Annotated in this window: 28 protein-coding genes; 13 read left to right on the top strand and 15 right to left on the bottom strand. The window is 68.3% G+C overall.

The genetic code is table 11. The features are described 5' to 3' along the window. Positions 1-43 precede the first annotated feature (43 nt). The 3 genes from AA983_RS13905 to AA983_RS15865 are packed head-to-tail and all read left to right on the top strand — an operon-like array spanning position 44 to position 2,020. Positions 44-895 (top strand): alpha/beta fold hydrolase, encoded by an 852-nt coding sequence (locus tag AA983_RS13905; RefSeq protein ID WP_047312856.1) that lies wholly within the window; start codon positions 44-46, stop codon positions 893-895. Between the two features lie 53 nt (positions 896-948). Then, complete coding sequence (locus tag AA983_RS15870; RefSeq protein WP_052947158.1) at positions 949-1,731, top strand: pyridoxal-phosphate dependent enzyme; 783 nt, start codon at positions 949-951, stop codon at positions 1,729-1,731. A 1-nt stretch (position 1,732) separates the two neighbouring features. Continuing rightward, complete coding sequence (locus AA983_RS15865; RefSeq protein ID WP_047312914.1) at positions 1,733-2,020, top strand: RidA family protein; 288 nt, start codon at positions 1,733-1,735, stop codon at positions 2,018-2,020. Here AA983_RS15865 and AA983_RS13890 read toward each other — a convergent pair. Beyond that, the gene (locus AA983_RS13890; RefSeq protein ID WP_047312855.1) at positions 2,001-2,945 is read right to left on the bottom strand and encodes an aminoglycoside phosphotransferase family protein; all 945 of its coding nucleotides are present in this window, start codon (positions 2,943-2,945) and stop codon (positions 2,001-2,003) included. The genes AA983_RS15865 and AA983_RS13890 overlap by 20 nt on opposite strands. Positions 2,946-2,961: 16 nt before the next feature. Further along, positions 2,962-3,390: a PH domain-containing protein gene (locus AA983_RS13885; RefSeq protein ID WP_047312854.1), complete on the bottom strand. Its 429-nt coding sequence runs from the start codon at positions 3,388-3,390 to the stop codon at positions 2,962-2,964. 68 nt (positions 3,391-3,458) lie between these two features. On the opposite strand from AA983_RS13885, the gene AA983_RS13880 reads away from it, so the two are divergent. The 8 genes from AA983_RS13880 to AA983_RS13845 all read left to right on the top strand — a co-directional run bounded on the left by AA983_RS13880 (position 3,459) and on the right by AA983_RS13845 (position 9,298). After that, on the top strand, positions 3,459-3,920 hold the full coding sequence (locus AA983_RS13880; protein WP_047312853.1) for an SRPBCC family protein: 462 nt from the start codon (positions 3,459-3,461) through the stop codon (positions 3,918-3,920). Between the two features lie 10 nt (positions 3,921-3,930). Further along, complete coding sequence (locus AA983_RS13875) at positions 3,931-4,890, top strand: pseudouridine synthase (protein WP_047312852.1); 960 nt, start codon at positions 3,931-3,933, stop codon at positions 4,888-4,890. Between the two features lie 64 nt (positions 4,891-4,954). Continuing rightward, positions 4,955-5,497, top strand: coding sequence for a YbaK/EbsC family protein (locus tag AA983_RS13870; RefSeq protein WP_047312851.1), 543 nt, complete (start codon positions 4,955-4,957; stop codon positions 5,495-5,497). After that, entirely contained in the window at positions 5,494-6,318 is an 825-nt protein-coding gene (locus tag AA983_RS13865) for a DUF1206 domain-containing protein (RefSeq protein ID WP_052947156.1), read from the top strand. The genes AA983_RS13870 and AA983_RS13865 overlap by 4 nt, the downstream gene beginning before the upstream one ends. Before the next feature lie 86 nt (positions 6,319-6,404). Further along, on the top strand, positions 6,405-7,106 hold the full coding sequence (locus tag AA983_RS13860) for an HAD hydrolase-like protein (protein ID WP_047312850.1): 702 nt from the start codon (positions 6,405-6,407) through the stop codon (positions 7,104-7,106). Positions 7,107-7,116: 10 nt separating this feature from the next. Further along, on the top strand, positions 7,117-7,305 hold the full coding sequence (locus AA983_RS13855; protein ID WP_047312849.1) for an antitoxin: 189 nt from the start codon (positions 7,117-7,119) through the stop codon (positions 7,303-7,305). 122 nt (positions 7,306-7,427) lie between these two features. Then, positions 7,428-8,801, top strand: a complete 1,374-nt coding sequence (locus AA983_RS13850; protein WP_047312848.1) for an MFS transporter — start codon at positions 7,428-7,430, stop codon at positions 8,799-8,801. 140 nt (positions 8,802-8,941) lie between these two features. Beyond that, positions 8,942-9,298 (top strand): RNA polymerase-binding protein RbpA, encoded by a 357-nt coding sequence (locus tag AA983_RS13845; protein ID WP_047312847.1) that lies wholly within the window; start codon positions 8,942-8,944, stop codon positions 9,296-9,298. Between the two features lie 76 nt (positions 9,299-9,374). Here the strand turns inward: AA983_RS13845 and AA983_RS13840 are convergent, their stop codons facing one another. Together AA983_RS13840 and lnt are read right to left on the bottom strand one after the other, a co-directional pair. After that, positions 9,375-9,974, bottom strand: coding sequence for an FxsA family protein (locus AA983_RS13840; protein WP_231579619.1), 600 nt, complete (start codon positions 9,972-9,974; stop codon positions 9,375-9,377). 7 nt (positions 9,975-9,981) lie between these two features. Next, positions 9,982-11,556, bottom strand: coding sequence for an apolipoprotein N-acyltransferase (lnt, locus tag AA983_RS13835; RefSeq protein ID WP_231579618.1), 1,575 nt, complete (start codon positions 11,554-11,556; stop codon positions 9,982-9,984). A 289-nt stretch (positions 11,557-11,845) separates the two neighbouring features. Between lnt and ybaK the strand changes: the two genes are divergently transcribed. Then, positions 11,846-12,343 carry a Cys-tRNA(Pro) deacylase gene (gene ybaK, locus AA983_RS13830; RefSeq protein ID WP_047312912.1) on the top strand — a complete coding sequence of 166 codons (498 nt, stop codon included), beginning with the start codon at positions 11,846-11,848 and terminating at the stop codon, positions 12,341-12,343. A 37-nt stretch (positions 12,344-12,380) separates the two neighbouring features. Continuing rightward, the gene (locus AA983_RS13825) at positions 12,381-13,307 is read left to right on the top strand and encodes a 5'-3' exonuclease (RefSeq protein ID WP_047312911.1); all 927 of its coding nucleotides are present in this window, start codon (positions 12,381-12,383) and stop codon (positions 13,305-13,307) included. Between the two features lie 21 nt (positions 13,308-13,328). On the opposite strand, the gene AA983_RS13820 is transcribed toward AA983_RS13825, so the two are convergent. The 11 genes from AA983_RS13820 to dop all read right to left on the bottom strand — a co-directional run bounded on the left by AA983_RS13820 (position 13,329) and on the right by dop (position 24,733). Next, the gene (locus tag AA983_RS13820) at positions 13,329-16,118 is read right to left on the bottom strand and encodes an RNA helicase (RefSeq protein WP_047312910.1); all 2,790 of its coding nucleotides are present in this window, start codon (positions 16,116-16,118) and stop codon (positions 13,329-13,331) included. Positions 16,119-16,191: 73 nt separating this feature from the next. Then, positions 16,192-16,974 carry a twin-arginine translocase subunit TatC gene (tatC, locus tag AA983_RS13815; protein WP_047312844.1) on the bottom strand — a complete coding sequence of 261 codons (783 nt, stop codon included), beginning with the start codon at positions 16,972-16,974 and terminating at the stop codon, positions 16,192-16,194. 64 nt (positions 16,975-17,038) lie between these two features. After that, on the bottom strand, positions 17,039-17,317 hold the full coding sequence (gene tatA / locus AA983_RS13810; RefSeq protein ID WP_047312843.1) for a Sec-independent protein translocase subunit TatA: 279 nt from the start codon (positions 17,315-17,317) through the stop codon (positions 17,039-17,041). A gap of 52 nt (positions 17,318-17,369) precedes the next feature. Further along, positions 17,370-17,723 (bottom strand): hypothetical protein, encoded by a 354-nt coding sequence (locus tag AA983_RS13805; protein WP_047312842.1) that lies wholly within the window; start codon positions 17,721-17,723, stop codon positions 17,370-17,372. After that, complete coding sequence (locus tag AA983_RS13800; RefSeq protein ID WP_047312841.1) at positions 17,720-18,730, bottom strand: YafY family protein; 1,011 nt, start codon at positions 18,728-18,730, stop codon at positions 17,720-17,722. Before AA983_RS13800 ends, AA983_RS13805 begins: the two co-directional genes overlap by 4 nt. After that, the gene (locus AA983_RS13795) at positions 18,727-19,764 is read right to left on the bottom strand and encodes a YafY family protein (RefSeq protein ID WP_047312840.1); all 1,038 of its coding nucleotides are present in this window, start codon (positions 19,762-19,764) and stop codon (positions 18,727-18,729) included. The genes AA983_RS13800 and AA983_RS13795 overlap by 4 nt, the downstream gene beginning before the upstream one ends. A gap of 142 nt (positions 19,765-19,906) precedes the next feature. Then, positions 19,907-20,326: an FKBP-type peptidyl-prolyl cis-trans isomerase gene (locus AA983_RS13790; protein ID WP_047312839.1), complete on the bottom strand. Its 420-nt coding sequence runs from the start codon at positions 20,324-20,326 to the stop codon at positions 19,907-19,909. Positions 20,327-20,359: 33 nt separating this feature from the next. Then, complete coding sequence (locus tag AA983_RS13785) at positions 20,360-21,406, bottom strand: FKBP-type peptidyl-prolyl cis-trans isomerase (protein WP_052947154.1); 1,047 nt, start codon at positions 21,404-21,406, stop codon at positions 20,360-20,362. Between the two features lie 78 nt (positions 21,407-21,484). Next, a complete protein-coding gene (gene pafA, locus AA983_RS13780) occupies positions 21,485-22,858 on the bottom strand; it encodes a Pup--protein ligase (protein WP_047312838.1) in 1,374 nt (457 codons plus the stop codon). Between the two features lie 51 nt (positions 22,859-22,909). After that, complete coding sequence (locus tag AA983_RS13775; protein WP_047312837.1) at positions 22,910-23,107, bottom strand: ubiquitin-like protein Pup; 198 nt, start codon at positions 23,105-23,107, stop codon at positions 22,910-22,912. A 108-nt stretch (positions 23,108-23,215) separates the two neighbouring features. Beyond that, entirely contained in the window at positions 23,216-24,733 is a 1,518-nt protein-coding gene (gene dop, locus AA983_RS13770; RefSeq protein WP_047312836.1) for a depupylase/deamidase Dop, read from the bottom strand. Between the last annotated feature and the right edge of the window lie 11 nt (positions 24,734-24,744).

Below are 24,744 nucleotides of genomic sequence, written 5' to 3'. Positions count from 1 at the left end.
CTCGGTGTCGTGACGAAACGGTGCCCTCGGTTACCGTCGAACCATGGGCCACCAAGCGACGCGTGAACCCTTCTCGGACGGCACCGGCTTTCGGATTCGGCCACACGTGCCCAATGGCGTCGGTGTTCTTACGGTCGCCGGCTCGAGCGGCCGTCTCGATGACCCCCGAGCGAAGATCTTCGCAGCGAAGGGATGCGTCGCGGAGACGATGACGTGGTTCGGCGGCCCCGGTCAGAACGTCGGCCCCTACGACGTCCCTCTCGAGACCTTCCTCGATCGCGCCGGGGCGCTGCGCCGCGAGTGCGACCACGTCGTCCTCGTCGGCACGTCCTTCGGAGCCGAGGGTGTGCTGGCCGCAGCGGCCCAGGACGGCGGGGTCCTCGTGGACGCGGTGGTGGCGTTCGCTCCAAGCAGCGTCGTGTGGTGTGGCATCCGCCCTGACGGAACTGCCACCAGCCACTGGACCTTCCGCGGTCAGGCGCGGCCCTATGTCGCGTTCTCCGAGGGCCACTGGCCCGACGACGCGACGCCCTCCTTCCTCGACCTCTACTATTCCTCGCTCGAGCAAGCGCCCGAGCGAGTCCGTGACGCCGCCACCATCGCCGTGGAACGGATCCCCCACGTCATCGCGGTCGCAGGCGGGGACGATCAGGTCTGGCCCTCCGCTGACTTCGCTGAACGCATCGCTCGGCGACGCACCGAGCACGGCCTCGAGACCGTCCTCGTGGCCGACGAAGTAGCCGGCCACCGCACGATCCTGCCCGGCGAGCCTGTCGCCACCGGAGGGCACGTGATGGCCCGCGGCGGCAGTGAGCAGGCCGACCGACAACTGGGTGCGAGCGCTTGGTCAGACATCGAGGCGCTGCTGGCCGACCTGGGCGGTACTCCGGTGTGACCACGGGCTAACCCTCCCTTGTGGCCCGGCTCACACGATTCGATGATGGGCTCATGCTTCGCGACCGCTCCGGCAGTACGTACCCGGTCGATCACTCCCGCTGGCGCGGTGACGACGGATCGCCGCTCTCCTACGACGACCAGCCCGGCATCACGTGCGACGACGTCGACGCCACGGAGCGTTCGATCTGGCGCTACCGCCGCGCCCTGCCTGTGACGTTCGAACGCGAAATCTCCCTCGGCGAGGGCATGACGCCCCTCGTGACGAGCGAAGTTGACGGCGAGATGCTCAAGTTCAAGCTCGAGTACTGCAACCCCACCGGCTCGTGCAAGGACCGCGGCGTCTCCACGATGATCACCGCGCTGGCCGACGCCGGTCAGCGCGAGGCGCTCGAGGATTCGTCCGGTAACGGCGGCTCGTCGTTCGCCGCCTACGCGGCCGCCGCCGGCATCAGCGCACGCGTCCTCGTCCCCGAAGGCACGTCACCGGGCCAGATCTCGCAGACGCGTGCCCACGGCGCCGAGATCCAGATCGTCCCCGGCACGCGCGACGACTGCTCCGCCGAAGCCCTGCGGCAGGCCGAAGAACGCGCCTACGCCTCCCACAACTGGCACCCCATGTTCATCCAGGGCATCAAGACCCAGGCCTACGAGATCTGGGAAGACCTCGGCCACACGGCGCCGGACACGATCGTCCTCGTGGCCGGTTCCGGAAGCCAGGTCATCGGCCACGACCTGGCGTGGCACGAACTCGAGCGCGCCGACGCCGTCGACCAGGTGCCGCGCCTCGTCGTCGGGTCAACTCCCCCTCGACGAGACAGGCACCCCGCGCACTGACCTGGACCTTGAGGGGCAAGCCGAACTTGTCTTCACCAACCTCGACCGGGTGCCCGCGGCGGCAGGTGCACCACGCGACGCCTTGGCGCAGGTGCGCGTCTACGTCACCGACGTCGAACTGTGGCCACGCGTTGACGCCGTGTACCGCGCGTGGCTCGGCGACCATCGTCCGGCCCGGTGCGTCGTGCCCGTTCCCGCTCTGCACTGGTACAGCCTTCCCGAGACTGAAGCCGTGGCCCATGTACCGACCGCGGAGGTGGAGAACGCTGTCAGCCCTGCATCGCCTTGATGATCGACACGGCCTTCGTCAGGTCAGGAGCCGCAGCTCCGGGCCGAAGCGCTGCGTGGGCATCCCACCACGCGTTGTCGAGGAGCCGCAGGATGCTCCAGGCGCGCGCACGTTCGGGTGCGACGCCCATGGGGTCGCAGGCGTAGTCGACGCGAAAGCGCAGGTGGTTGCGCAGGTTGTACGCCCCGGCAGCTTCGTCCCAGCGGTTCCACAGCAGCGGTGCGACGGCGAGCGCCGGCTCTCCCGCGAGGGGTTTGGGGTCGATGGCGACGAACCCGTCCACCGTGCCCGCCCGCCGGGTCTGCATGACGTTGTCGTCGTGGAGGTCGGAGTGCACGAGGGTGGCGTCGATTCGATCAGCCTGCGGCAGGTCGCGGGCGAGTGCGATGCCCTGCTGCACGAACCGCCGCGGCATCGGCGGCGGTGACGACTCGAGGCGCTCCCGGATGCGGGCACACCACGCGCTCGCGGTGTCGAGTTGTGGCAATGCCGGGTGGGTGAGCCGGGCGTGGATGAGTCCGATCGTCTCGCAGGCGTCGAGAGCCGACATCTCGTGAAGGCGCACGGCAGGCTCGCAGCGCTCGAGAAGCAAGGCCCACCGCGCGGGATCGGCCGCTCTCATGCGGACGGCGCCCGTACCGCGCCACGCGCGCAGTGCGAGGTGCTCGTGACGAGCCTCCGCGTGGGGCCACGTCACCTTCAACGACGCGCGCTCCTTGCCGACCCTGACCGGGACGACGAGTGCACACTCACCGAACGCGGTGGGGCCCTCGGGCTGTGCCTTCCACGTCGACAGGCACTCGTCGAGCAGACGCGGCAGTGACGCGAGCCACGTGTCGCCGTCGATTCCCCCGTCGGCGTCGGCCGGGCGTCCCGCGACGCGAGCGCGGAAGGCGTCAGGAATGAGATCGGCTCGTGCGGGCATCGGCCCAGCGTAGGCGTCAGGCGTCGTTGAGCGACGCGTAGTTGCGCTGCGCGATCGTCATGAGGTGGCGGTACAGCCCCGCAATGTCGAAGCTCTTGTTGAAGGTGAAGGTCATGGTGCTGTACTCCACCGTGTGTGCTCGCAGCCGGGGCGACGTGATGTAGGTGACCGTGAGATCCGAGTCGTCGATGCCGATGCCTGCCGTCCGAGCAGTCACGTCGACGATCGACGCGAGCGGGATGGAACGGACGTCGACCTTCGGGTTGACCGGCCCCTCCCGGTCGAGGGCGATGAGGCGCAGATTCGTCAGGCAGAACGAGTCGAGAACGAGTTCGAAAGCGCCCTCGAGGCGCTCGTTCTCGAGCAGCCACGGCCCGTACTGCTCGCGCGCCTTCTCCTCCTTCATGAGCGAGGCGTTGCCGGTGAGTGCGTTGATGAGAGCCATGCTCGACACGGTAGTCCGGCGGACTGCGCCGTGGCGGGTTCTGCTCCGCATCCGCTTACCCTGTGCGCATGGGTGAATTCAAGGTGAGCCGCGCGCGTCACACGAGCGCCGCACCGTCGCAGATCCACGCTCTCATCGACGACTTCCGCAACTGGCCGCAGTGGTCGCCGTGGGAGGGACTCGACGACAACATGACCCGTACATACGAGGGCCCCGAGCAGGGGGTCGGCAGCCGCTACGCCTGGAAGGGCAACAAGAAGGCCGGCTCCGGGCACATGAAGATCACCGAGTCGACGCCGGAGCGCATCACCGTCGCGCTGACGTTCACCGAGCCGTTCTCGTCGGACAACACGACCGTCTTCGACCTTCGTCCGAGCGCCGACGGCGGCACGGACGCCGGCTGGGCGATGACCGGTCCGCAGAGCGTCGCGCAGAAGATCTTCTTCACGGTGTTCCGCATGAACAAGAGGGTGGAGAAGGACTTCGACAAGGGCCTGGCCGCACTCGCTGCTGCCGCAGAGCGGAGCTGAGTCACCCGACATGCCAACGCACTCCCCGCTGCCCATGCGTCACGGGCTGCGGGCCGCGTGGGTGCGCACGCCGGATCGCGACCCCGCGAACCCGATGCCGTGGGCATCGATGCGTGACTTCCTGCGCCACAAGCTTCCCGCAGAGGTCGACGTCGACGCGATGCTCGCCGACGGGCGTTTCGTCGACGACGACGGACGCCCCTGGAACGGTGACGAGATCTACCGTCCCCACACGTTCGTGCACTTCCACCGTGACCTGCGGCCCGAGCCGGAGCTTCCGTTCGAGCTCGACGTCCTGCATGTCGACGAGCGGATCGTCGTGGTCGACAAGCCGCACTTCATGGCCTCGATCCCCCGTGGTCGCCACGTCACGCAATCGGTCGTCGTCAAGGCGCGCGAGATGCTCGACCTGCCCGAACTCGGGCCGGCCCACCGCCTCGACCGGCTGACGGCGGGCGTACTCGTCCTCACCACCGAACAGCGTTGGCGAGCTCCCTACCAGCGCATGTTCGAAGCGCGCGTCCCGGCGAAGACATACGAGGCGCTCGCTCCCCTGCGTGACGACCTGGAACTTCCGCGTCGCGTGGAATCGCACATCCGCAAGGACCACGGCACTGCGCAGGCGTACGAGGTGGCGGGCGCGGCGATCAACGCCGTCACCGACGTCCACCTCGAGGAGCGGCGCGTTGTCACGGCGGGCGACGAGGACGACGCACGTGTCCACCAGATCGGCCTCTACCGGCTCGAACCGAGCACCGGTCGCACCCACCAACTGCGTGTCCACATGAGCGGGCTCGGTGTACCGATCTGCGGCGACCCGCTCTATCCACGCGAGCTCGCCGTCGACATCGACGACTACTCCACTCCCCTGCAGCTGTTGGCGCGACGCCTCGAGTTCGTCGATCCCCTCGACGGGCGCACTCGCGTGTTCACCTCGCGCCGAGAACTCACCCTTGGGGACGCGACCTGACGCGCATCCGCGCGCCACAGCTGACCTCGACCCCAGAAGGCCGCATCCGTCGTAGCATCCGCACATGCCATCACTCGAAGGAAACCTCTCGTGGGCGCCCCTCGCCGAGCGCCTCGACGACGTCGCGAAACCCGTTGCCGACGCGGTGAACACGGTGCCGAGCGCGCGCGTCGCGATCATCGACCCGCACCTGGCCGACACCGCTGCGTTCTGTGACGCCTACGACGTCGACCCTGCCGCGAGCGCCAACTGTGTCGTCGTGACGGGCCGGCGCGGGGAGACGAAGACGACGGCCGCCGTCCTCGTGTTGGCCACCGACAAGGCCGACATCAACGGCGTCGTGCGTCGCCACCTCGGGGCGCGCAAGATCTCGTTCGCCGACCAAAGCGAGACGGAGGTCGAAAGCGGCATGGTGCGCGGCGGCATCACGCCCGTCGGCCTGCCGAGCGACTGGAAGCTCCTCATCGACGAGCGGGTCGTCGAACGCGGCGAGGTGCTCGTCGGCGGCGGCGCACGCGGCGCCAAGATCATCGTGGATGCTGCGGAACTGGCCTGGCTGCCCCAGGCCGAGGTGCTCACCCTGGCCATGACCGAGGAGACGCCGTGAACACTGCAGCTCAGCGCATGGGCGACAATAAGCCCGACATCGCCGATGACGCACAGGAGGCGATCAACGACGCCGCCAACCACCCGTGGGTGGAGCGCGCGGCGCGTATCGGCTACGCGGCCAACGCCGTCATGCACCTGCTCATCGGCATCGTCGCCGTCCGTCTGGCCACGGGCGGAGGTGGCTCCGCGGACCAGGGCGGCGCCCTGGGGATGCTGACCGAGAACACCTGGGGCAAGGTCCTGCTCGGCATCGGCGCGTTCGGCTGGGCGGCGCTCGCGTTCTGGCAGATCGGCGAGGCGTGCCTCTCCTTCCACGAGGCGAAGACGCGGCTCAAGGCCGCGGCCAAAGCGGGCACCTACGCCGTGCTCTCGGGCATGTGCATCATGACGCTCGCGCGCGGCCAGAGCAGTTCGAGCAAGCAGCAGAACGCCTCGATGACCGGCAAGCTCATGGAGAACACCGCCGGAGTCATCCTCGTGGGCCTGGCCGGTGCGGTGATCGTCGGCGTCGGCATCTACCACGTCGTCAAGGGCGTCAAGAAGAAGTTCTTCGAGGACCTGCAGAACAACCCGGGCAAGTGGGCCGAGTGGTCGGGCGTCATCGGGTACTCGCTCAAGGGCCTGGCCCTCGTCCTCACGGGCGTGTTCTTCGTCAACGGCGCCATCACGCACGACCCGAAGGACACGGGCGGCCTCGACACGGCGCTGAAATCGCTGCTCGACAAGCCGCTCGGCTCCGTCATGGTGGCCGTCATCGGCATCGGGTTCGTGGCCTTCGCCGTGTACTCGGCGGCACGGTCGAAGTACGCGCGCGTCTGACCTTCTGCTCGCACGAAACGGCCGTCGCATCCTCGGGTGAGGCGGCCGTTTCGTCGTGCACGAGGCGTGTTTGTGAGGATGGGCGCATGACGCGCTGGAGCCCCGGTACCCGAGTGAGCCTCGTCCTCTTCGACCTCGACGGCACGTTGTCCGACTCGGCGCCGGGCATCACCTCCTCGATGCGGACCGCCCTGACGCACCACGGCCTCGAGGTGCCGAGCGACGACGTCCTCAACTCCTTCGTCGGCCCGCCGTTTCGCGTCTCGCTCGAAGGAATCGGTCTGCCACCCGAACGCGTGGACGAGGTCGTCACCACCTATCGCACCGACTACGAGGCAGGCCGGCTGTTCGACAACGAGCTACACCCCGGCATCCGTGACGTGCTCGCCGGGCTCGCGGACGCCGGGACGACCGTGGCCGTGGCCACCTCGAAACCACAGGCGACGGCGCGACGAATCGTCGAGCACTTCGGCCTCGCGCCGCACCTTGCAGGCGGCCTCGAGGGCGTCTTCGGCGCCGACGTGACGAACCCCCGCGACACGAAGGCCGACGTCATCGCTCGAGCCCTGGCCCACCTGCAGCGCGAACCGGATGCGGACGTCGTCATGGTCGGTGACCGCCTGCACGACGTCGAGGGCGCCGCGAAGCACGGCATCGCGACGATCGGCGTCTCGTGGGGTTACGCCGCACCCGACGAACTGCGTGACGCGGGCGCCGCCGCCGTCGTCGATTCGGCCGACGACCTTGCGGCCCTTCTGCTCCCGGGCGCGTCGAGACCCCTCGACTAAGATTCAGGCCATGAAGATCAACCTCCTGTCCCAGGCGATCGCCCAGGGCCGCAAGTACGTGCGACAGAACCCGGAGAAGGTGCGTCAGGCGACGCAGCGCGCCGGTTCGTTCGTCGACTCCAAGACGGGCCGCAAGCACACGGCCAAGATCGACAAGGCCACCGGCGCCGCTGACCGCTTCATCGACAAGCAGCGCTGAACAGCTGACACGCTCCGCCCCGAGACGCCGAACGGTGCCCCGGGGCGGTCGCTTTCCCCACCGCCAATGCGGGTTGGGGACAGTCACGTCCGCACGAGCCGCGGATGTGACACGCTTCACCCGTGAACACCGCAGCCGCCTCGCCTCTCGCGCCCGACGCCGCCACGCGCGCCCGTCGCCAACGCAGCTGGTACTGGTACGACTGGGCCAACTCGGCCTTCGTCACGACGACGTCGACGGTGCTGTTCTCGCCCTATCTCACGTCCGTCGCCAAAGCGGCGGCCTGCCCTGATCAGCCCACGGACGTCGCATGTCACGCGAATCTCTCGGTGCTCGGCATCCCGGTCTCCCCCGGCTCGCTCGCGCCGTACACGATCACCGTCTCGACGATCCTGAGCGCCGTCCTCCTGCTTCTCGTCGGCGCCATCGCCGACCGGGTACAGCGCCCCTCGCGCCTGCTCGGTGCGTTCGCCTGGGTGGGCGCAGCCGCGGCGTCGGCGATGTTCTTCGTCACCGGTACGAACTGGCAGCTCGGCGTAGTGCTCCTCATCATCGCCAACCAGTGCCTCGGTGCCTCCCTCGTCGTCTACGACGGCCTGCTCGTGCGGATCAGCGACGAGTCGGAACGTGACCGTGTCAGTTCGCGCGGTTGGGCTCTGGGCTACCTGGGCGGTGGCTTGCTCCTCGCGGCCAACCTGGCCGTTGTCACGCTGCACGACAAGATCGGCCTCAGCACGGGCGAAGCCGTCCGCGTGAGCCTCCTCAGCGCGGGCCTGTGGTGGGCGATCTTCACGCTCATCCCCGTGCTCGGGCTCAAGGACGTGCGCCACCCCGAACGCCCCGCGGCGGCGAGTGACGCCGGAACCGTGCGCGGCAGCCTGCGTCAGCTCACGAGCACGTTCCGTGAACTCAAGCACTACCCCGACACCCTCGTATTCCTCCTCGCCTACCTCTTCTTTAACGACGGCATCCAGACGGTCATCGTCTCGGCCAGCCTGTACGGCAAGGAGGAGCTCGGCTTCGGCGACAGCCAGCTCATCGTGACGATCCTGCTCGTGCAGTTCGTGGCGTTCCTCGGCGCCCTGTTGTTCGGCCGCCTCGCGGCCGTCATGGGCGCCAAGAAGGCCATCCTGCTCTCGCTCGGCCTGTGGACCCTCGTCATCGCCGTCGCGTTCTTCCTGCCCGAGAAGCAGTTCGCGCTGTGGCTGTGCCTCGGCGTCGGCATCGGCATCGTGCTCGGTGGTTCGCAGGCGCTCAGCCGTTCGGTCTACAGCAAGCTCGTACCGCTCGGGCGAGAGTCGGAGTACTTCAGCCTCTACCAGGCCATGGAACGCGGCACGAGTTGGTTCGGCACCCTGACGTTCGGCCTCGTCCACCAGCTCACCGGTTCCTACCGTCTGTCGATCATCGCGCTCGTCATGTTCTTCGCTCTCGGCGCCTACCTGCTCTCCCGCGTCGACGTCGAGCGCGGCATGGCGCGCGCCGGCCAGGGCTGACGCTTTGGTCGCGGGCCGCTTGAGGCCATACGATGACAGATGGAACATTTGTCACGTCTGTGGCGTTGTTCTGCGTGAAGCAGCGCGGTGAGCGCTCTCACCAAACAGACGCGCTGTACGTGTGAAGTTGGGAGACATCCATGGCCGAACGTTCTCTGCGAGGTACCAACCTCAGCACCCTCTCTCTCGAGACGGACGAGGGCATCGCCTTCAGCGAGCGTCAGATGGTCAGCTACCGTTGCGAGCAGGGGCACGTCGTGGAACTGCCCTTCTCCGTCGAGGCCGACGTGCCGGCGCTCTGGGAGTGCCGTTGCGGCCTCGAGGCCAAGCTCATCGACGGCCCCGAGCCGGAGCGCAAGCCCGTCAAGCCGGCCCGTACGCACTGGGACATGCTCCTCGAGCGTCGTTCCGTTCCCGAGCTGGAGGAACTGCTCGACGAGCGTCTGACGCTCTTGCGCGAGTCGCGTGGCGAGAAGCCGCGCAAGAAGAAGTCCTGACGAGCCGCGCTCGTCCACCACGAAGGCCGGTCACCCCGAGAGGGTGACCGGCCTTCGTGTGTGGCGCGTGAGCGCGTCAGTCGATGATCTCGCCCTCGACGACGTCGTCGGACGCAGATCGAGTGCGCCGACGCGACGAGGTGTGCGTCGAGGAGGTCGACCCGTAACCGCCGAAGCTGTCCGAGGTGGGGTATGGCCGGCTCAGCGGATCTGGCCCGCCGAACCCGCGGGTGGCAGAGAAGCCGCCGGGGCCGAAGCTCGCCACCTGGACCGAGCCGAGGAGCTTGGCGGCCACGACCTTCTCGAGCAGCTTGCGCGTGAACGGACGCGTGAACGGCAGGAGGAAGAACAGGCCGAGGAAGTCGGTGAAGAAACCCGGTGCGAGCAGCAGCGTGCCGCCGACGAGGATGAGGGCAGCGTCCGAGAGTTCTCGCGCAGGCATCCGTCCGGAACCGAACGCCTGGCGCAGCGCCCCTAAGGCACGACCCGACTCACGCTTGACGATCCACGCACCCAGCGCGGACCACAGGACGAGGAGGCCGAACGTCGGCCATCCGCCGATCGTCTGCCCCATCTTGATGATGATGAACACCTCGATGACGGGGATGACGAGCAGCGCCAGCATCAGCCAACGCGCCCAGCCCTTGCGGCGAGGACGACTCGAGTAGGTAGTCACATCAGGTTCAACGAACGACGGCGCGCGAAGATTTCCGCCCGCGGCGCAGATTCAGCGCGAACGCGATGACGCAGGCCGCCGTCGCCACGATCTCGGGCGCGCGGCCGAGACGCTGAGCGAGCGTGGCTTGCGAGCGCAGTGGCAACTCCCCCGTCAGCACCGCCTGGGTGAACAGCGACGTGCGTTCGTGCGTCACGCCGTCCGGGGTGATGAGCGCGCTCACACCGACGGTGGAGACGTGCGCGATCGAGCGGCCGTACTCGAGCGCGCGCAGGCGCGAGATGGCGAGTTGCTGCGTCGACTCGGCGGTGTAGCCGAACGTCGCGTTGTTCGTCTGAACGAGGAAGAGCTGCGCGCCACGGTTCGCCGGCTTGCGCAGGAGGTCGTCGTAGGCCACCTCGAAGCAGATGATCGGTGCCGCCTTCACTGCGCCGGACTTCGTGGGCACGGAGAACACCCCGACCTTCTGTCCCTGGGTGAAGTCCGCGCGCACGAGATCGACCTGCTTGGAGAACGTGCGGAAGAACGAGCGGTACGGGATGTACTCGCCGAACGGCACCGGGTGCTGTTTGACGTAGGTGTCGCTCAGGCCCTTGCCCGGAAGGTAGAGCATCGAGGCGTTCGAGACCTTCGGCATCGGCTCGGACAGGACCGCTCCGACGACGAGCGGCGCGTCCAGTCGGCGCAGCGCGCCCGCGATCTCGTCACGGGTGTCGGCGTTGCGCTTGGGGTCGATGTCGGAGGCGTTCTCGGGCCACACGACGATGTCAGGTTTGGGTGTGGCGCCGGCCGCGACGGCGTCGGCGAGCTTCTCGCTGGCTCGCACGTGGTTGTCGAGCACGGCGCGGCGCTGAGCGTTGAAGTCGAGACCCGCGGTCGGCACGTTGCCCTGGATGCCGGCGATGTCGATGGTGCGCCCCTCCGTCGGGGGTGTGATGACGGAGCCCGCGAGAAGGGCCACGGCCCCGACAGCCACTGCGCCGACGGCGGAAGCGCTGGAAAAGCGGCTACCCGCATCGGCCTGTGTCGTCTCGCGGGAGGAGACGCCCCGCCATGAGGTGAACGCCCACACGCCCAGCCCGGCGAGTGCGCCACCGGCGAGGGCGAGCACGAACGTCAGGCCTGGTGAGCTCACCCACGCGACGAGGGGCGCCCACGGGGCGTCGGCCTGCGAGAAGGCGAGGCGGGCCCAGGGGAAGCCGCCGAACGGCGTGGTGCCGCGCAACCACTCCTGTGTCACCCACGCTGCCGCGCCCAGCACAGGCGCGAGGCGTCGACGCTGAAAGGACGCGATGAGCGCGCCCATGCCGGCGAAGTACAACGACTGCAGGACGGCGAGCGCCATCCACGGGAACGTGCCGACGTACACACCCGACCACGAGAGCACCGGCGCGAAGAACGCCATGCCGAAGACGAAACCGAGCAGAGCTCCCCAGCGGGCACGGACGTGCAGGACGCTGACGGCGAAGAGTGCCAGGGCGATCGGGACCGTCCACCACAGCCCGTGATCGGGAAATGCGAGCCACAGCGCGAGGCCGGCCACCATTGCGGCGGCCAGGCGAAGGAAGCGACGAGGGAGCACCGCACAAGCATAAGTCAGCGGGGAAAGTGTGACGGACGGGCTCACACCGTTGGGGCCGACCAGCCGGAGCCGGAAGTTTTCTACTAGGTGTGAGACCCGTCCATAGTCGCACGCGATCGCGTCACGTGCTTCAAGCAAAGATAGCCACGCACGGGCGGGCCTTCAACGTGATCGTCAGGATCGGATTCGGGCCCCTTGGGTCGGCGCTTCGGCCCTGCCGCAGAAACTCCCGAGAAGTGCGGCGTGTCGTCTTTCGGGGCGACTTCGAACTGCGCTATAGACAGTGATCATGGCGTCTCGAAACGTGAACACCGGCCCGACCACCCCCGCGACGCGCGCGCTCGACGCGGCAGGTGTCTCGTACGAAGGGCTGCCGTACGAGCACGATCCGTCGGTGACCTCCTACGGTGACGAAGCCGCGCAAGCTCTCGGTCTCGACCCCAGCCACGTGTTCAAAACCCTTGTCGTGTCGCTGGATTCGGGATCCTTCGGCGTCGCCGTCGTCCCGGTCTCGACGACGGCCGACCTCAAGGCCGTGGCCGCAGGGCTCGGCGCCAAGAAGTGTCGCCTCGCCGAACCGCGTGACGTGGAACGTCTCACCGGGTACGTGCTCGGAGGCGTCTCCCCCGTCGGCACGCGCACCGCCCTCGCCACGGTTGTCGACGCGAGCGCGGAAGCCCTGGCGACGGTGTACGTCTCGGGTGGGCGGCGCGGATTCGACATCGGGTTGGCGCCGGCCGACCTCGTTGAGAACGTTCACGGACGCTTCGCCCCGATCGCGCGCTGAGGCTCGACGCCTCGAGCGCTGTGGCACGATGACGCTCATGACGCCGCGTCGACTCATGCTGCTGGATTCCGCGAGCCTGTACTTCCGGGCCTTCTACGGTGTGCCCGAGCGGGAGGCACCGGATGGCACCCCCAACAACGCGCTGCGCGGCTTCACCGACATGATCGCGACGCTCGTCAGCACCTACGAGCCCACCGACCTCGTGGCGTGTTGGGACAACGACTGGCGCCCCGCGTTCCGCGTCGAGGCCATCCCGTCGTACAAGTCGCACCGCGTGCTCGAGGGCACCGACGGCTCCGAGGAGTCACCGGAGAAACTCACGCCGCAGGTGCCGCTCATCCGCGAGATGCTCGAGCTCGTCGGCATCACCCGCCTCGGCGTCGACGGCTACGAGGCGGACGACGTCATCGGCACGCTGACACACCGCTTCACCGGCCAGGGCCCGGTCGACGTGGTCACCGGCGATCGTGACCTCTTCCAACTCGTCGACGACGCCATGAGCGTTCGCGTGCTCTACACGGCCAAGGGCGGCGTGCGTGCCCCCGACCTCGTCGACGAGAGCTTCCTCATGACGAAGTACGGCGTGCCCGGCGGGCGCGCGTACGCCGATCTTGCCGTCATGCGCGGCGACACGAGCGACGGACTGCCTGGTGTCGCGGGCATCGGCGAGAAGACCGCGGCCGGGCTGCTCGCCGAGTTCGGCACCCTCGCCGCGATCCGTGGGGCCGTGGCGAACGGCGATCCCCGCATCAAGGGAGCGCGCCGAACGCGGCTGGAAGCCGCTCATGACTATCTCGATGTGGCGCCGAAGGTCGTCGATGTGGCGCTGGACGTCGAGGTGCCCGGCGACCTCGTCACGGCCCTGCCCGACGGCGTTGCACAGCCTGACAGGTTCGCCGACTTCGCAGCCCGCTACGACCTCGGTGGCAGCGCGGAGCGACTCTCCGCCGCGCTCACGCGCTGACGCAAGCTCCACCCGACGGGTTCAGTCGAGACGGTCGGCCGCCACGACGCCGCGTTGAATGCCGGCGATGGCAGCCTTGGCCGTCTTCGTCAAGCCCTCGTGGTGGGCGGCACCCGCGATCTGATCGAGCAGGTCGACGAGCTGACGGCAGCGTCGCACGAAGTCGCCCGCGGTGAGTTCCTCGTCGCGCAGAACGGCCTCGAGCCCCTGGCCCGCCGTCCAGCGGTGAACCGCCCACGCGAGGCCCGCGTCCGGAGCCGCCATTTCGGTGAGGCGGTGCTGCACGAGCGCGTCGTCGATGACCGACCACAGGTTGTGCGTCTCCTCGAGGGCGTCCGCGACGTCCCGGTTGGGCATGCGTGGCGCCTCCCCCACGACGTCGCGCCGCGACTCGTGCACGAGCGCCGAGACGGCGGCAGCCAACGAGGGGGCGTCGAGCTTCTCCCAGATGCCGGCGCGCAGGCACTCGGCCGTGAGCAGATCCTTGTCCGAGTACAGGCGCATGAGCGACGTTCCGCGCTCGGTGAGCGCGAGCCCGCCGTGCTTGGTGTCGTTCGGCTCGAGGTAGTCGAACTCGACGAGCACGTCGCAGATGCGGTCGAACTGCTTGGCGACGGTGTGCGTGCGGTTGTTGATCTTGGAGACGAGCGTGTCGGTCTCGCGGCGCAGTTTCCACCAGCGCTCGGCCCAGCGCGCGTGGTCCTCGCGGTACTCGCACGTGTGGCACGGGTGCGCCCGCAGGCGGCGCTGCAACTCCTCGATCTCGGCCGTGATCGCACGGTCGGGCTCGATGGCCGTGCGACGCATCGGCTTCGGCGGGTCGTGCGGCACCTTGGCCCGCAGTGTTGCGGCCAGGTCGCGGCGCGACTTGGGCGAGCGCGTCGTGAAGCCCTTGGGGATCTGCAGTCGCGCGAGCGGGTCGAGCGGAGCGTCGATGTCGCTCGACGTCACCTGGCGCAGCTGTCCGTCGGCCGTGATGACGCTCGGCGACGGCCCCTCGCGCTTGCCGCCACGGTTGGCCTTGACAACGATGGCGAGGCCCTCACGTCGACCGCTCGGGATGCGCACGACGTCGCCGGGGGCGAGTTCGCCGAGGGAGCGATCCGCGGCTGCCCGAACGGCGGCAGCGCGCTTCTTCGCGGCGTTCTTCTCCAGCTCGCTGATGCGCCGGCGCATGCCCGCGTACTCGGTGAAGTCACCGAGGTGGCACTGCATGGCCTCCGCGTAGCCCTCGAGGCCCTCCTCGTTCTGACGCAGCTTGCGCGACAGTCCCACGACGCTGCGGTCCGCCTGGAACTGCGCGAACGACGACTCCAGCACTTCGCGGGCACGTTCGCGCCCGACGGTGTGGACGAGGTTGACGGCCATGTTGAACGTCGGGCGGAAACTGGAGCGCAGCGGGTAGGTGCGCCGTGACGCGAGCCCGGCTACGGCCTCTGCTTCGACACCGCGGTTGTAGAGCACGACGGCGTGGCCCTCCACGTCGATGCCGCGACGGCCCGCACGTCCGGTGAGCTGCGTGAACTCGGCCGGCGTGATGTCGACGTGCGACTCGCCGTTGTACTTGACGAGGCGTTCGAGCACGACGCTGCGCGCCGGCATGTTGATGCCGAGGGCCAGCGTCTCCGTCGCGAAGACGGCCTTGATCCGACCCGTGACGAACAGCTCCTCGACGATCTCGCGGAACGTCGGCAGCATGCCGGCGTGATGGGCTGCGAAGCCGCGTGTGAGGCCCTCGACGAAGTCGTGGTAGCCGATGACGGCGAGATCCTGCGTCGGGATGTTCGCGACGCGCTCGGCGACGTACGCGCGGATCGACTCCCCCTCCTCGGGTGAGACGAGCTGCGTGCCGTACCCGAGGAGTTGGGCGACGGCCGCCTCACAGCCGTTGCGGCTGAAGATGAACGTGATGGCCGGGAGCAACCCGGCGCGATCGAGGGAGTCGATGACGTCGGCGCGGTGCGCGGGGCGGAATGACTCCCCCGGCTTGCTCTGCGGTGCCGGACGCCGACCGCGCCCGCGGCGACCGGACGGAGCCCCCGCGTCGAAGCGGCGTCCACCGCGCGATCCGCGTGTGATGAGACTGATGCGTTCCAGAAGCCGCGGGTTCACCTTGAGGCGCTTCTCGTCGTCCTGGACGAGCAGGTCGTACATCGAGTGCCCGACCATCATGTGTTGGTAGAGCGGCACCGGCCGGTGCTCGGTGATGACGACGTCGGTGTCGCCGCGCACCTGCTGCATCCAGTCGCCGAACTCCTCGGCGTTGCTCACCGTGGCCGACAGGGCGACGACCTGCACCGACTCGGGCAGGTGAATGAGCACTTCCTCCCAGACGGCGCCGCGGAAACGGTCGGCGAGGTAGTGCACCTCGTCCATGACGACGAAGCCGAGACCGGCGAGCGTCGAGGAGCCGGCGTACAGCATGTTGCGCAGCACCTCGGTCGTCATGACGACGATGGGTGCCTCACCGTTGTGCGAGGTGTCACCGGTGAGCAGGCCGACGTTCTTCTCGCCGTGCTGTTCGACGAGGTCGGCGTACTTCTGGTTGCTCAGGGCCTTGATCGGCGTCGTGTAGAACGCCTTGCGCCCGGTGTGGACGGCGAGGTAGCAGGCGAACTCTCCGACGACGCTCTTGCCCGCACCCGTGGGGGCCGCGACGAGGACGCTGTGCCCCTCCTGGACCGACTGTGCAGCCGCTCGCTGGAACTCGTCCAGCGGGTAGGGCAGCTGCTCGATGAAGTGGCCGAGGTGACTCGAGTCAAACTTCCGGCGTGACGCGGCCTGGGCGAACTTCTCGGCGGGAGACGACATGGTCACCAGGCTATGACACAGGCGGTCCACCGCTCGGTAGCCCGCCTGTGTCGAGTGTTCGTGCCGCGCCCGATCAGAGTGCGGAGGCCTTGTCGTCGCTGATCTCCATCCACTCCGGACGGGACTTCGCCTCCCGTCGGCCTCGAATCTTGTCGAGGACGAGGGCGAGTCCGGCAGAGCCGTAGAAGAGGACGAGCAGCGGTGCCGACAGCAGGAACATCGTCCACACGTCCGGGGTGGGCGTCATGATGGCCGCGAAGGTGGCGATGACGATGATGGCGAAGCGCCAACCCTTGAGCATCATGCGGCCCGAGAGGATGCCGAGCACGTTGAGTGCCATGAGGAGGATCGGCAGCATGAACGACAGCCCGAACGCGAGAATGAAACGCGTGACGAACGAGAAGTACTCGGTCGCGCTGGGCAGGTTCGAGGCGTTGTCCGGTGTGGCTCCCAGCAGCAACTCGACCGCGTTCGTGAACGTCTGAGTGCCCATGTAGACACCGCCGGCGAACAGGACGAGGGCGGCACCGATGAAGATGCGCCCCAGGCGCTTTTCCTTCTTCGTGAGGCCGGGCACGAGGAACGCCCAGATCTGCCAGAGCCAGACGGGGCTCGCCACGATGAAGCCGATCCACATCGACACCTTCAACTTGAGGTTGAAGGGGGCCGTGACGCCGTTGAAGTTGACGTCGATGTTCGAACCGGGGTGAAGTGCGGCGATGTCGGTGATCGGCTGCTTCAGGAAGTCGTAGACGTCCTGGTAGACAATCCAACCGACCACGCAGCCGACGAGGATCGCGATGACGGAGACGATCGCGCGGTTGCGAAACTCACGCAGATGCCCCCCGAGGGACATCCGCGCTTCGGGATTGTCTTTGCGTCGACCGAATCGAGCCACGATGTGCGTGCGGTGCCCGTGCTCAGTAGTCGCGGCGCTCGTCGGCGCGGGTGGCGCCGTCGTGCGGAGCGTTGTCGCGCGGAGCTGCGGCGTCGCGACGCGTGGCCTCGCCCTCGACGGTCTCCGAGGAAGCCTTCGACTGCTTCTCGGACTTCATCTCGTCGATCTCGCTCTTGAGGATGCGGGAGCTACGGCCGAGGCTGCGTGCCATGTCGGGCAGACGCTTCCAGCCGAGCAGCACAACGATCAGCACGATGAGTACGAGCAGGATCACGGGGTTGTCGAAGAGAGAGCGAAACATGAGCGTCCTTACGAAGAGTGCCACAGCGGCGCGGGGCCACCCGGTCTGATGGTCAGTCTAGAGGACGACGCCAACTGGCCCACACCTGCGTGTGGTCGTCGAGGCGCTCCTCCTTGCGCCGCTTACGGGCTCTGCGCAGTTGGTCGCGCCAATGGGAGGCGGGCTTGTCCCACGCCAATTCGTCGGCCCCGGAACGAACCACGAGCTCACCGCTCCCCCGTGTGACCACCGCGGCGCGAGCCTTGTCCGCCTCGTCGCGGGCGGTTTGGGTGCGATCCAGCGCGTCACTCACGGTGCGACCGAAGTCACGTGCGTGGGGCCACACCTTCCACACGCGTCTCGCGAGGTAGGCGAAGGCCACGGCCCAGAAGATCACCCAGAAGATGATCCACGACCACCAAGTCACAGCGCCCGCGCCGTCTGGGACGGGTCGACACCGTAGGCCTCGAGCGCGCGGCGAGCCTCGTCGGCGACGTCGTCCGTGAGCGAGGCGGGACGCAGCACGCGGGCGGCACCGCCGAGCTGCAGCAGCAGGCGGCGCAGCCATCGGCCGTCACCCACGTACAGCGTGACGTCGAGATACTCGCCGGAGCGCTCGACGTCGTGGCACGGGTAGTAGTCGGCCACCCAGGCCGCTTCGGGCGCGAGCCTGATGCGAGCGCTCGGGTCGGAGTCGTTGGGGGCGAAGAATCCACGCGAGAGGTCCGTCGTGGCGGCGTCGGTGGGCACCGTTGCGGCAGCGTCGAGCACCTCGACCGACTCCACCCGGTCGAGACGGAACATGCGAACGTCCTGCGCGCGGTGGCACCAGCCCTCGAGGTACCAATGACCCTCGGTGTTGAGCAGCCGCATCGGGTCGACGTCGCGCTCGGTCATCTCGTCACGGGACGGTACGACGTAGCGCAGGTGCACGCGTCGGGAGGCGTCGAGCGCCTCGCGCAGCAGGCGCAGCACCTCGTCGCCGTCGCGTTCGAGGCTGACGCGCACCCGGTTGCTCGGATCGCCGCTCTCCCCCGTCGCCTCGACGAGTTTGGCGAGTGCACGGTCCACGGCGTCGCGTTCGGTGAGGCCGGGAACATCGAGCAACGTGCGCAGACCGACGGTGAGAGCGAGTGCCTCGTCGCGCGTGAAGCGCAGCGGTTTGGCGATCGTGTCGGCGTTGCGCACGTAGACGTAGCCCTCCTCCCATTCGGCCTCGATGAGGTCGTCGGGCATGTGGCCCGGTGTGCCGCACACGAAGAGGAGGGCGAGGTCGGCCTCGATCTGCTTGCGGCTCACGCCGAGGGTGCGTGCCGCCTGCTCGATGTCGATGCCCTGACGGCCCATGAGCCACGGCACCATGGTCAGCAGGCGCGCGAGACGGGTGGTCGCGGCCTCGCCGGAGATCGGCATGGGGGTGGTGGACTCGCTCATACCCGCTCCTCCTGGTGATCCGCAGCGGCGAATGTTGCCTCGCTCGACGTCGCGTCGCTCGTCATCGCCTGCAGCGCGCCCGTCAGGCGGCGGATCACGGCGTCGCGCAGCTCGAGTGGCTGCTCGACGAGCACGTCAGCGCCGAAGGAAGCCACCTCGTCGGCCAGCACACCGAGGTCGGCGTACTCGATGTCGACGAGCTGCCACTCGTCGTCGACGACGCCGACGGTGCGGGCGCGACGCACGAGCGAGTGACCGCGTTCGATGCGCACCCGCAGCACGGCGGGCGCCCAGTCGGCCACGCGCTCGGTGCCGGCGATCATCGAGTGCGCGTCGTGATCGGTGGGCACCTCGTAGCTACCGGGCTTGCCGACCTTGCGCACGGCGCCGTCGATCCGGGAGAGCCGGAAGACGCGGGGTGCGTCACGTTCGGTGTCGAAACCCGTGACGTACCAGTGGCCCCTGCGGTTGGTGACGGTCCAGGGCTGCAGCGAGCGGCGCGTCGACTCTCCCCCACCCTTGCGGTAGTCGAAGGTGATGGCGCACCGCTCCATGACGGCGTCCTTGACGGCCTCGAAGGCGGGCTCGGCCGTGCGGATGCGCGGCTCCAGCCCGACCACGGAAGCGGCGTCGTGCTCGATGTCGAGCGCTTCGAGCTTGCGCAGGGCCGCCGCGGCGGGGCCGGCGAGGCTCGCCTGCTGCCACGCGCGTGAGGCGAGACCGAGGACGGCGAGCTCGTCGGCGTCGAAGTGCAGGTCGGGCAGTTCGTACTCGCGCCGATCGATGCGGTAGCCCGTCTCGTCCTCGAAGAACGTGTCGATGTGCTCGGTGCGCAGCGGGATGCCGAGATCGCGCAACTCGTCCTTGTCGCGCTCGAACATGCGGTCGAAGGCCTCGTCGTTGGGCGCGTCGGCGTACTGACGCACCGCCTGCCGGATGGCCGATTTCGTCAGCGCGCGGCGCGTGTAGAGCAACGCGATGACGAGGTTGAGCAGGCGTTCGGTCTTGGCTTCGGGCGTCGAGCGTGAGGCCACCGCGTGCCACCTTTCTGCCGAGGTCTCGTGACGGCTGCAGGCGCGTCACACCGAGTGAGGATACTCGTTCTTTCGCACACATGTGCGACGAGGCCCCGTTTCCGCGCGTGGCGGAAACGGGGCCTCGTCATGAGTGCTTCGCTCAGCGAATGCCGAACGAGCGACCGGCGCCCGGCTTGTTCGTCGAGACGAGGTCGACGACGAAGATGAGCGTCTCGTTGGGCTTGATCGCGGCGCCCGCGCCGCGCTCGCCGTAACCGAGGTGCGGCGGGATTGTGATCTTGCGGCGACCGCCGACCTTCATGCCGAGCAGGCCCTGGTCCCAGCCCTGGATGACCTGGCCGACGCCGACCTGGAACTCGAGCGGCTCACCGCGGTTCCACGAGGCGTCGAACTCCTCGCCCGTGGACCACGAGACGCCGACGTAGTGTGCCTTGATGATGTTGCCGGGCTCTGCGGTGGCGCCGTCGCCCTCCCAGATGTCCTCGAGGACGAGCTCGCTCGGCGGGTTGTCACCCGGGAAGTCGATCTCCGGCTTTTCGGTGTTCGGGTCGAAGCCCATGTGAATCTCCTTGAGTCCGTTCGTGATGATGCGTCAGTTGGCCGCGAGGATGTCGACGACGAAGACGAGGGTGTCGGTGGGCTGGATGCCCGCCTGCGGGTTGCCCTGAGCGCCGTAGCCGTCGGCCGGCGGCACGACCACGAGCACTCGACTGCCGACCTTCTTGCCGACCAGGGCCTTGTCCCAGCCCGTGATGACCTGCTTCTTGCCGATGACGAAGACCGACGGGTTGGGCGCGTCGGGGTGCTTGGCCGTGGCGTCGAAGACGGTGTTCTTGCCCCAGATCTGGCCCGTGTAGGTGACCGCGATGGAGTCGCCCGACTTGACGGTGTCACCCTCACCTTCGACAAGCGTCGAGGTCTTGAGTGACGTGGGTGCCTTGGCGCCCTTCGGCATCGTGATGGCCGCCTGCTTGCCCGCACCGGCGGGAACCTTGACGGTCGGCATCCCGGATTCTGCGGGCTTGCTCGTGCCCTTGGCCTCGGTCAGGGGCGTGTCGACACCCTTGATGTCCATGTAGAGCACGAGGTTGTCGTTGGAACCGATGCCGAGGTTCTGGTTACCGGCCTTGCCGAACGCCTGCCCGGACGGCAGGGAGATGACGACCTTCGAGCCTTCCTTCTTCCCCTTCAGCTGGGTGAGGAGGCCCGGGAGGTTGTTGTTGTCGGCCATGTTGAAGCTCGGCACCGTCTCCCCGAACGTCGAACCGAGCGTCTTGCCGGTGGTGCCGTTGACCATGACGAAGTCGGCCTTGACGAGGTCCTTGTCTCCGATGGCCTTGCCCTTGCCCTCGGAGAGCACCTTGGTCGTCGCGGACTTCGTGCCGAAGGGCAACTTGTCCTCCGCAATGGAGACGGTGGGCTTCTTGGCGTTCTTCGTGTCGACCTTGACGTCGGAGACGTTGCCCTTCGTCGCGGGCGAGGCGAGGCCGGACGACGAGGAGGACGAGGGCGACGACGATGCCGACGAGCTACCGGAGCCCGAACCCGACGAGGAAGCCTTGGACGAGTCGTCGCCGCAACCTGCGAGGAAGACGACCGGGAGGACGGCGAGGGCGAACAGACGCTTGGGGGAAGACACGCAGAAAAGTCCTAGCAGTGGGAAGTGAGTCCGGCCCACGATAACGCGTGGACCTCGGGACGACCTGTGCGTGGGCCGTCACAGAGGCGTGGAGAGGCTGTCGATGAGGCGCTCGACGCGGGCGTCCTCGGCGAGGAACGGGTCCTTGCACATGATGGTGCGCCCGGCCTGGTCGTTGAGCTTGAGGTGCACCCAGTCGACGGTGAAGTCGCGCCCGGCCGCACGGGCCTCGCGCACGAAGTCGCCGCGCAGCTTGGCGCGCGTCGTCTGGGGCGGCGTCGTCACGGCGGCGGCGATGCGCTCGTCATCGACGAGGCGACGCGCGCGCCCGGCCTTCTCGAGCATGCCGAACAGGCCGCGGCCCCGACGGATGTCGTGGAAGGTGAGGTCGAGTTGGGCCATGCGCGGGTCGTCGAGTTCGAGGCCGTGGCGCGTGGCGTAGTCGGTGAGCAGCCGACGCTTGATGACCCACTCGATCTCGGTCTCTACGCTCGAGAAGTCCTGGCTCTCAACGGCGTCGAGAGCGCGCTCCCACAGGTCGAGCACGAGCTCGACGGACGGGTCAGGGTCGCCTTCGCGCTCGACGAACGCCTTGGAGCGTTCGAGGAACAGCCGCTGCATCGCGAGCGCCGTCATCGAGGTGCCGCCTTGGAGGTCGATGAGGGCCTGGCCGGTCGGGTCGGCCGAGACGTCACGGATGGCCTTGACCTGGTTGGCCAGGTGCATGCGCGGGAACGACTCCCCTGCCTCGATGAGGCGCAGGACGAGGTGCGCGGCGCCGACCTTGAGCAGCGTCGTCGTCTCGCTCATCGTCGAGTCGCCGACGATGACGTGGAGGCGGCGGAAGCGTGCCGAGTCGGCGTGCGGTTCGTCGCGGCTGTTGATGATGGGCCGTGATCGGGTCGTGGCGCTCGAGAAGCCGTCCCAGATGTGTTCGGCGCGTTGGGTGAGGTTGAAGACGGTGCGTCCGTCGCGCTGCAGGAGCTTGCCCGCGCCGGTGATGAGCTGGCGCGAGACGAGGAACGCGACGAGCACCTCCGAGATGCGGTTCATGTCGGTGCTGCGCTCGAGCAGGAGGTTCTCGTGGCAGCCGTAGGAGTTGCCCGCGGAGTCGGTGTTGTTCTTGAAGACGTAGATCGAGCCCTCGACGCCGTCCTCGGCGAGGCGCTCCTGCGCCTCACTCGTCATGTCGTCGAGGATGCGCTCACCCGCGCGGTCGTGGGCGACGAGGTCGAGCAGCGTGTCGCACTCGGCCGTCGCGTACTCGGGGTGGGCACCGACATCGAGGTAGAGGCGTGAGCCGTTGTCGAGGAAGACGTTGCTCGAACGCCCCCAGGCCACGACCTTGCGGAACAGGGCGCGGCTCACTTCGTCAGGGGTGAGCCGAAGCTGGCCGTTCGTGGTCGCGGTGACCCCGAACTCGGTCTCGAGGCCGTAGATGCGGCGTTCCATGGGTGCTCCCGGGGTGCGTGCGAGGTGGAGGTGAGGGGGCTCAGCGAGCCGTCACTCGCCGCCCTTCTGGACGAAGCCGGAGACGAACTCGCTCGCGTTCGACTCGAGGACGCCGTCGATCTCGTCGAGCATCGAGTCGATGTCGCTCGTGTTCGACTCCCGTGTCACCTGGGCCTGACCGGCCTCCCCGGCGCCGTCGAAGTCGTCGCCGCTGCCGCCGCGCTTGCCGAACTGCTGCTGGTCGCTCATCGTGTACTCCTTCGTCGCCGGCCGCGCTCACGCCGTGTGGCCGTGGCGCGCCTGTGGTCGCTTCGCCACCACCCTAGTTCGCCGCAGGGGCGCGGGCAGGGGTATCCCTCAGCGCACCACCTTGTCGTCGCCGACCCGCTCGAGCAGCTCGGCGACGCCCCCGTCGAACCAACCGTCGGTCGAGCCCGCGTCACCGGCGAAGGGCTCGGGCATCGTGACGCGGGTGTAGCTCGACGGCTGCGCGGTGCGGTAGACCATCGCGTCCCAGGACGCCGACGCGACGTCGTCACCAAAGGCCTCGATGCTCTTGCCGCGCAACCACGCTCGCGTGTCGCGGGGCGGTTCGACGACGGCCTGGGCGAGTTCGTCGTCGGAGAACAGGCGGGTGAAACGCCCGCCGCGTTCGAGGGTGTGGAACACGCCCTTGTCGGCGCGAACGTCGGACCACTGGATATCGAGAGCGCGCAGGCGCGGATCGTCCCAGCCTGTGCCGTGGCGCGCGATGAAGCCCTCCATGACGCTCCTCTTGGCGACCCAGTCGAGATCCTTCGTGAGCGTCATCGGGTCGGCGCGCAGGGCGTCGAGCACGCGCGTCCAGTGCTCGAAGACCTCGCTCGTGGCGTCGGCGATCGGGTCGTTGCCGCGGCGGGTCCACCATGCGTGGGTTGCGTCGCGGTACATCTCGAGCAGGTCGAGGGCCGTGACCGTGCGCCCGTCGACGAGTTCGTACTCCTGCGCGAGCGACACGTCGTGGCTGACGGCGCGCAGGGTCGCCACCGGCTGTTTGACGATGACGCCCGGCAGCGCCTCGTCCTCTAGGGCGCCGATGACGAGGCTCGTCATGCCCATCTTGAGCAGGTTCGCGACGTCGGCGTGGTTGGCGTCGCCGACGATGACGTGCAAGCGCCGGTACTTCGTGTGGTCGGCGTGCGGTTCGTCGCGCGAGTTGACGATCGGGCGGCGCAGCGTGGTCTCGAGGGCGACCTCGGTCTCGAAGTAGTCGGCGCGCTGCGTCAACTGGAAACCGGCACGCTCCGACTCCTGGCCGATACCGACACGACCGCTTCCGGTGATCACCTGCCGGGCAATGAAGAACGGCGTCATGCCGGCGACGACGCGCGCCCACGGCACCTCGCGGCGCAGGAGGTAGTTCTCGTGGGTGCCGTACGAGGCGCCTTGGCCGTCGACGTTGTTCTTGTAGAGCTGCGTTGCGCCGTCCGGGTGCTCCGCGAGGAGTTCGGCCGCGCGACGCATGACGAGTTCGCCCGCTCGGTCGTAGCGCACGGCGTCACGCGGGTTCGAGACCTCCGGCGAGCTGTACTCGGGGTGCGCGTGGTCGACGTAGAGCCGGGCGCCGTTGGCGAGCACGACGTTGGCGAAGCTGGGGTCGGCCTCGTCGGTCAGCTGGCTCTCGTGCGCCACCTCGCGGGCGATGTCGTAGCCGCGCTGGTCGCGCAGCGGCGACTCGTCGCTGTAGTCCCAGCGGCTCTGCGCGGCGTTGAGCCCGACGGCGTCGGCGTAGGCACGCACGACCTGCCCGGACAGCACCATCGGCGTCGTGCGCGTGTCCCCCGGACGCAGGACGCCGTACTCGGTTTCGATGCCCATGATGCGCTGAACGGTCATGGGATCAACCC

The sequence above is a fragment of the Dermacoccus sp. PE3 genome (genome assembly GCF_001021715.1).
Classification (GTDB): Bacteria; Actinomycetota; Actinomycetes; order Actinomycetales; family Dermatophilaceae; genus Dermacoccus; species Dermacoccus abyssi.
The sequence above is the reverse complement of the archived record's forward strand: the minus strand, read 5'-3'. Positions and strand labels throughout refer to the sequence as shown.

Excerpts from the sequence above, each read along its gene's own strand:
- AA983_RS13820 (WP_047312910.1), bottom strand. The coding sequence starts at position 16,118 with ATGTCGTCTCCCGCCGAGAAGTTCGCCCAGGCCGCGTCACGCCGGAAG.
- AA983_RS13775 (WP_047312837.1), bottom strand. The coding sequence starts at position 23,107 with ATGAGCGACCAGCAGCAGTTCGGCAAGCGCGGCGGCAGCGGCGACGAC.
- tatC (WP_047312844.1), bottom strand. The coding sequence starts at position 16,974 with ATGTCCCTCGGGGGGCATCTGCGTGAGTTTCGCAACCGCGCGATCGTC.
- ybaK (WP_047312912.1), top strand. The coding sequence starts at position 11,846 with ATGGCGTCTCGAAACGTGAACACCGGCCCGACCACCCCCGCGACGCGC.
- pafA (WP_047312838.1), bottom strand. The coding sequence starts at position 22,858 with ATGGAACGCCGCATCTACGGCCTCGAGACCGAGTTCGGGGTCACCGCG.
- AA983_RS13860 (WP_047312850.1), top strand. The coding sequence starts at position 6,405 with ATGACGCGCTGGAGCCCCGGTACCCGAGTGAGCCTCGTCCTCTTCGAC.
- AA983_RS13790 (WP_047312839.1), bottom strand. The coding sequence starts at position 20,326 with ATGGGCTTCGACCCGAACACCGAAAAGCCGGAGATCGACTTCCCGGGT.
- tatA (WP_047312843.1), bottom strand. The coding sequence starts at position 17,317 with ATGTTTCGCTCTCTCTTCGACAACCCCGTGATCCTGCTCGTACTCATC.
- AA983_RS13880 (WP_047312853.1), top strand. The coding sequence starts at position 3,459 with ATGGGTGAATTCAAGGTGAGCCGCGCGCGTCACACGAGCGCCGCACCG.
- AA983_RS13845 (WP_047312847.1), top strand. The coding sequence starts at position 8,942 with ATGGCCGAACGTTCTCTGCGAGGTACCAACCTCAGCACCCTCTCTCTC.
- AA983_RS13855 (WP_047312849.1), top strand. The coding sequence starts at position 7,117 with ATGAAGATCAACCTCCTGTCCCAGGCGATCGCCCAGGGCCGCAAGTAC.
- AA983_RS13905 (WP_047312856.1), top strand. The coding sequence starts at position 44 with ATGGGCCACCAAGCGACGCGTGAACCCTTCTCGGACGGCACCGGCTTT.
- AA983_RS15870 (WP_052947158.1), top strand. The coding sequence starts at position 949 with ATGCTTCGCGACCGCTCCGGCAGTACGTACCCGGTCGATCACTCCCGC.
- AA983_RS13890 (WP_047312855.1), bottom strand. The coding sequence starts at position 2,945 with ATGCCCGCACGAGCCGATCTCATTCCTGACGCCTTCCGCGCTCGCGTC.
- AA983_RS13825 (WP_047312911.1), top strand. The coding sequence starts at position 12,381 with ATGACGCCGCGTCGACTCATGCTGCTGGATTCCGCGAGCCTGTACTTC.
- AA983_RS13875 (WP_047312852.1), top strand. The coding sequence starts at position 3,931 with ATGCCAACGCACTCCCCGCTGCCCATGCGTCACGGGCTGCGGGCCGCG.
- AA983_RS13885 (WP_047312854.1), bottom strand. The coding sequence starts at position 3,390 with ATGGCTCTCATCAACGCACTCACCGGCAACGCCTCGCTCATGAAGGAG.
- AA983_RS13870 (WP_047312851.1), top strand. The coding sequence starts at position 4,955 with ATGCCATCACTCGAAGGAAACCTCTCGTGGGCGCCCCTCGCCGAGCGC.
- AA983_RS13800 (WP_047312841.1), bottom strand. The coding sequence starts at position 18,730 with ATGAGCGAGTCCACCACCCCCATGCCGATCTCCGGCGAGGCCGCGACC.
- dop (WP_047312836.1), bottom strand. The coding sequence starts at position 24,733 with ATGACCGTTCAGCGCATCATGGGCATCGAAACCGAGTACGGCGTCCTG.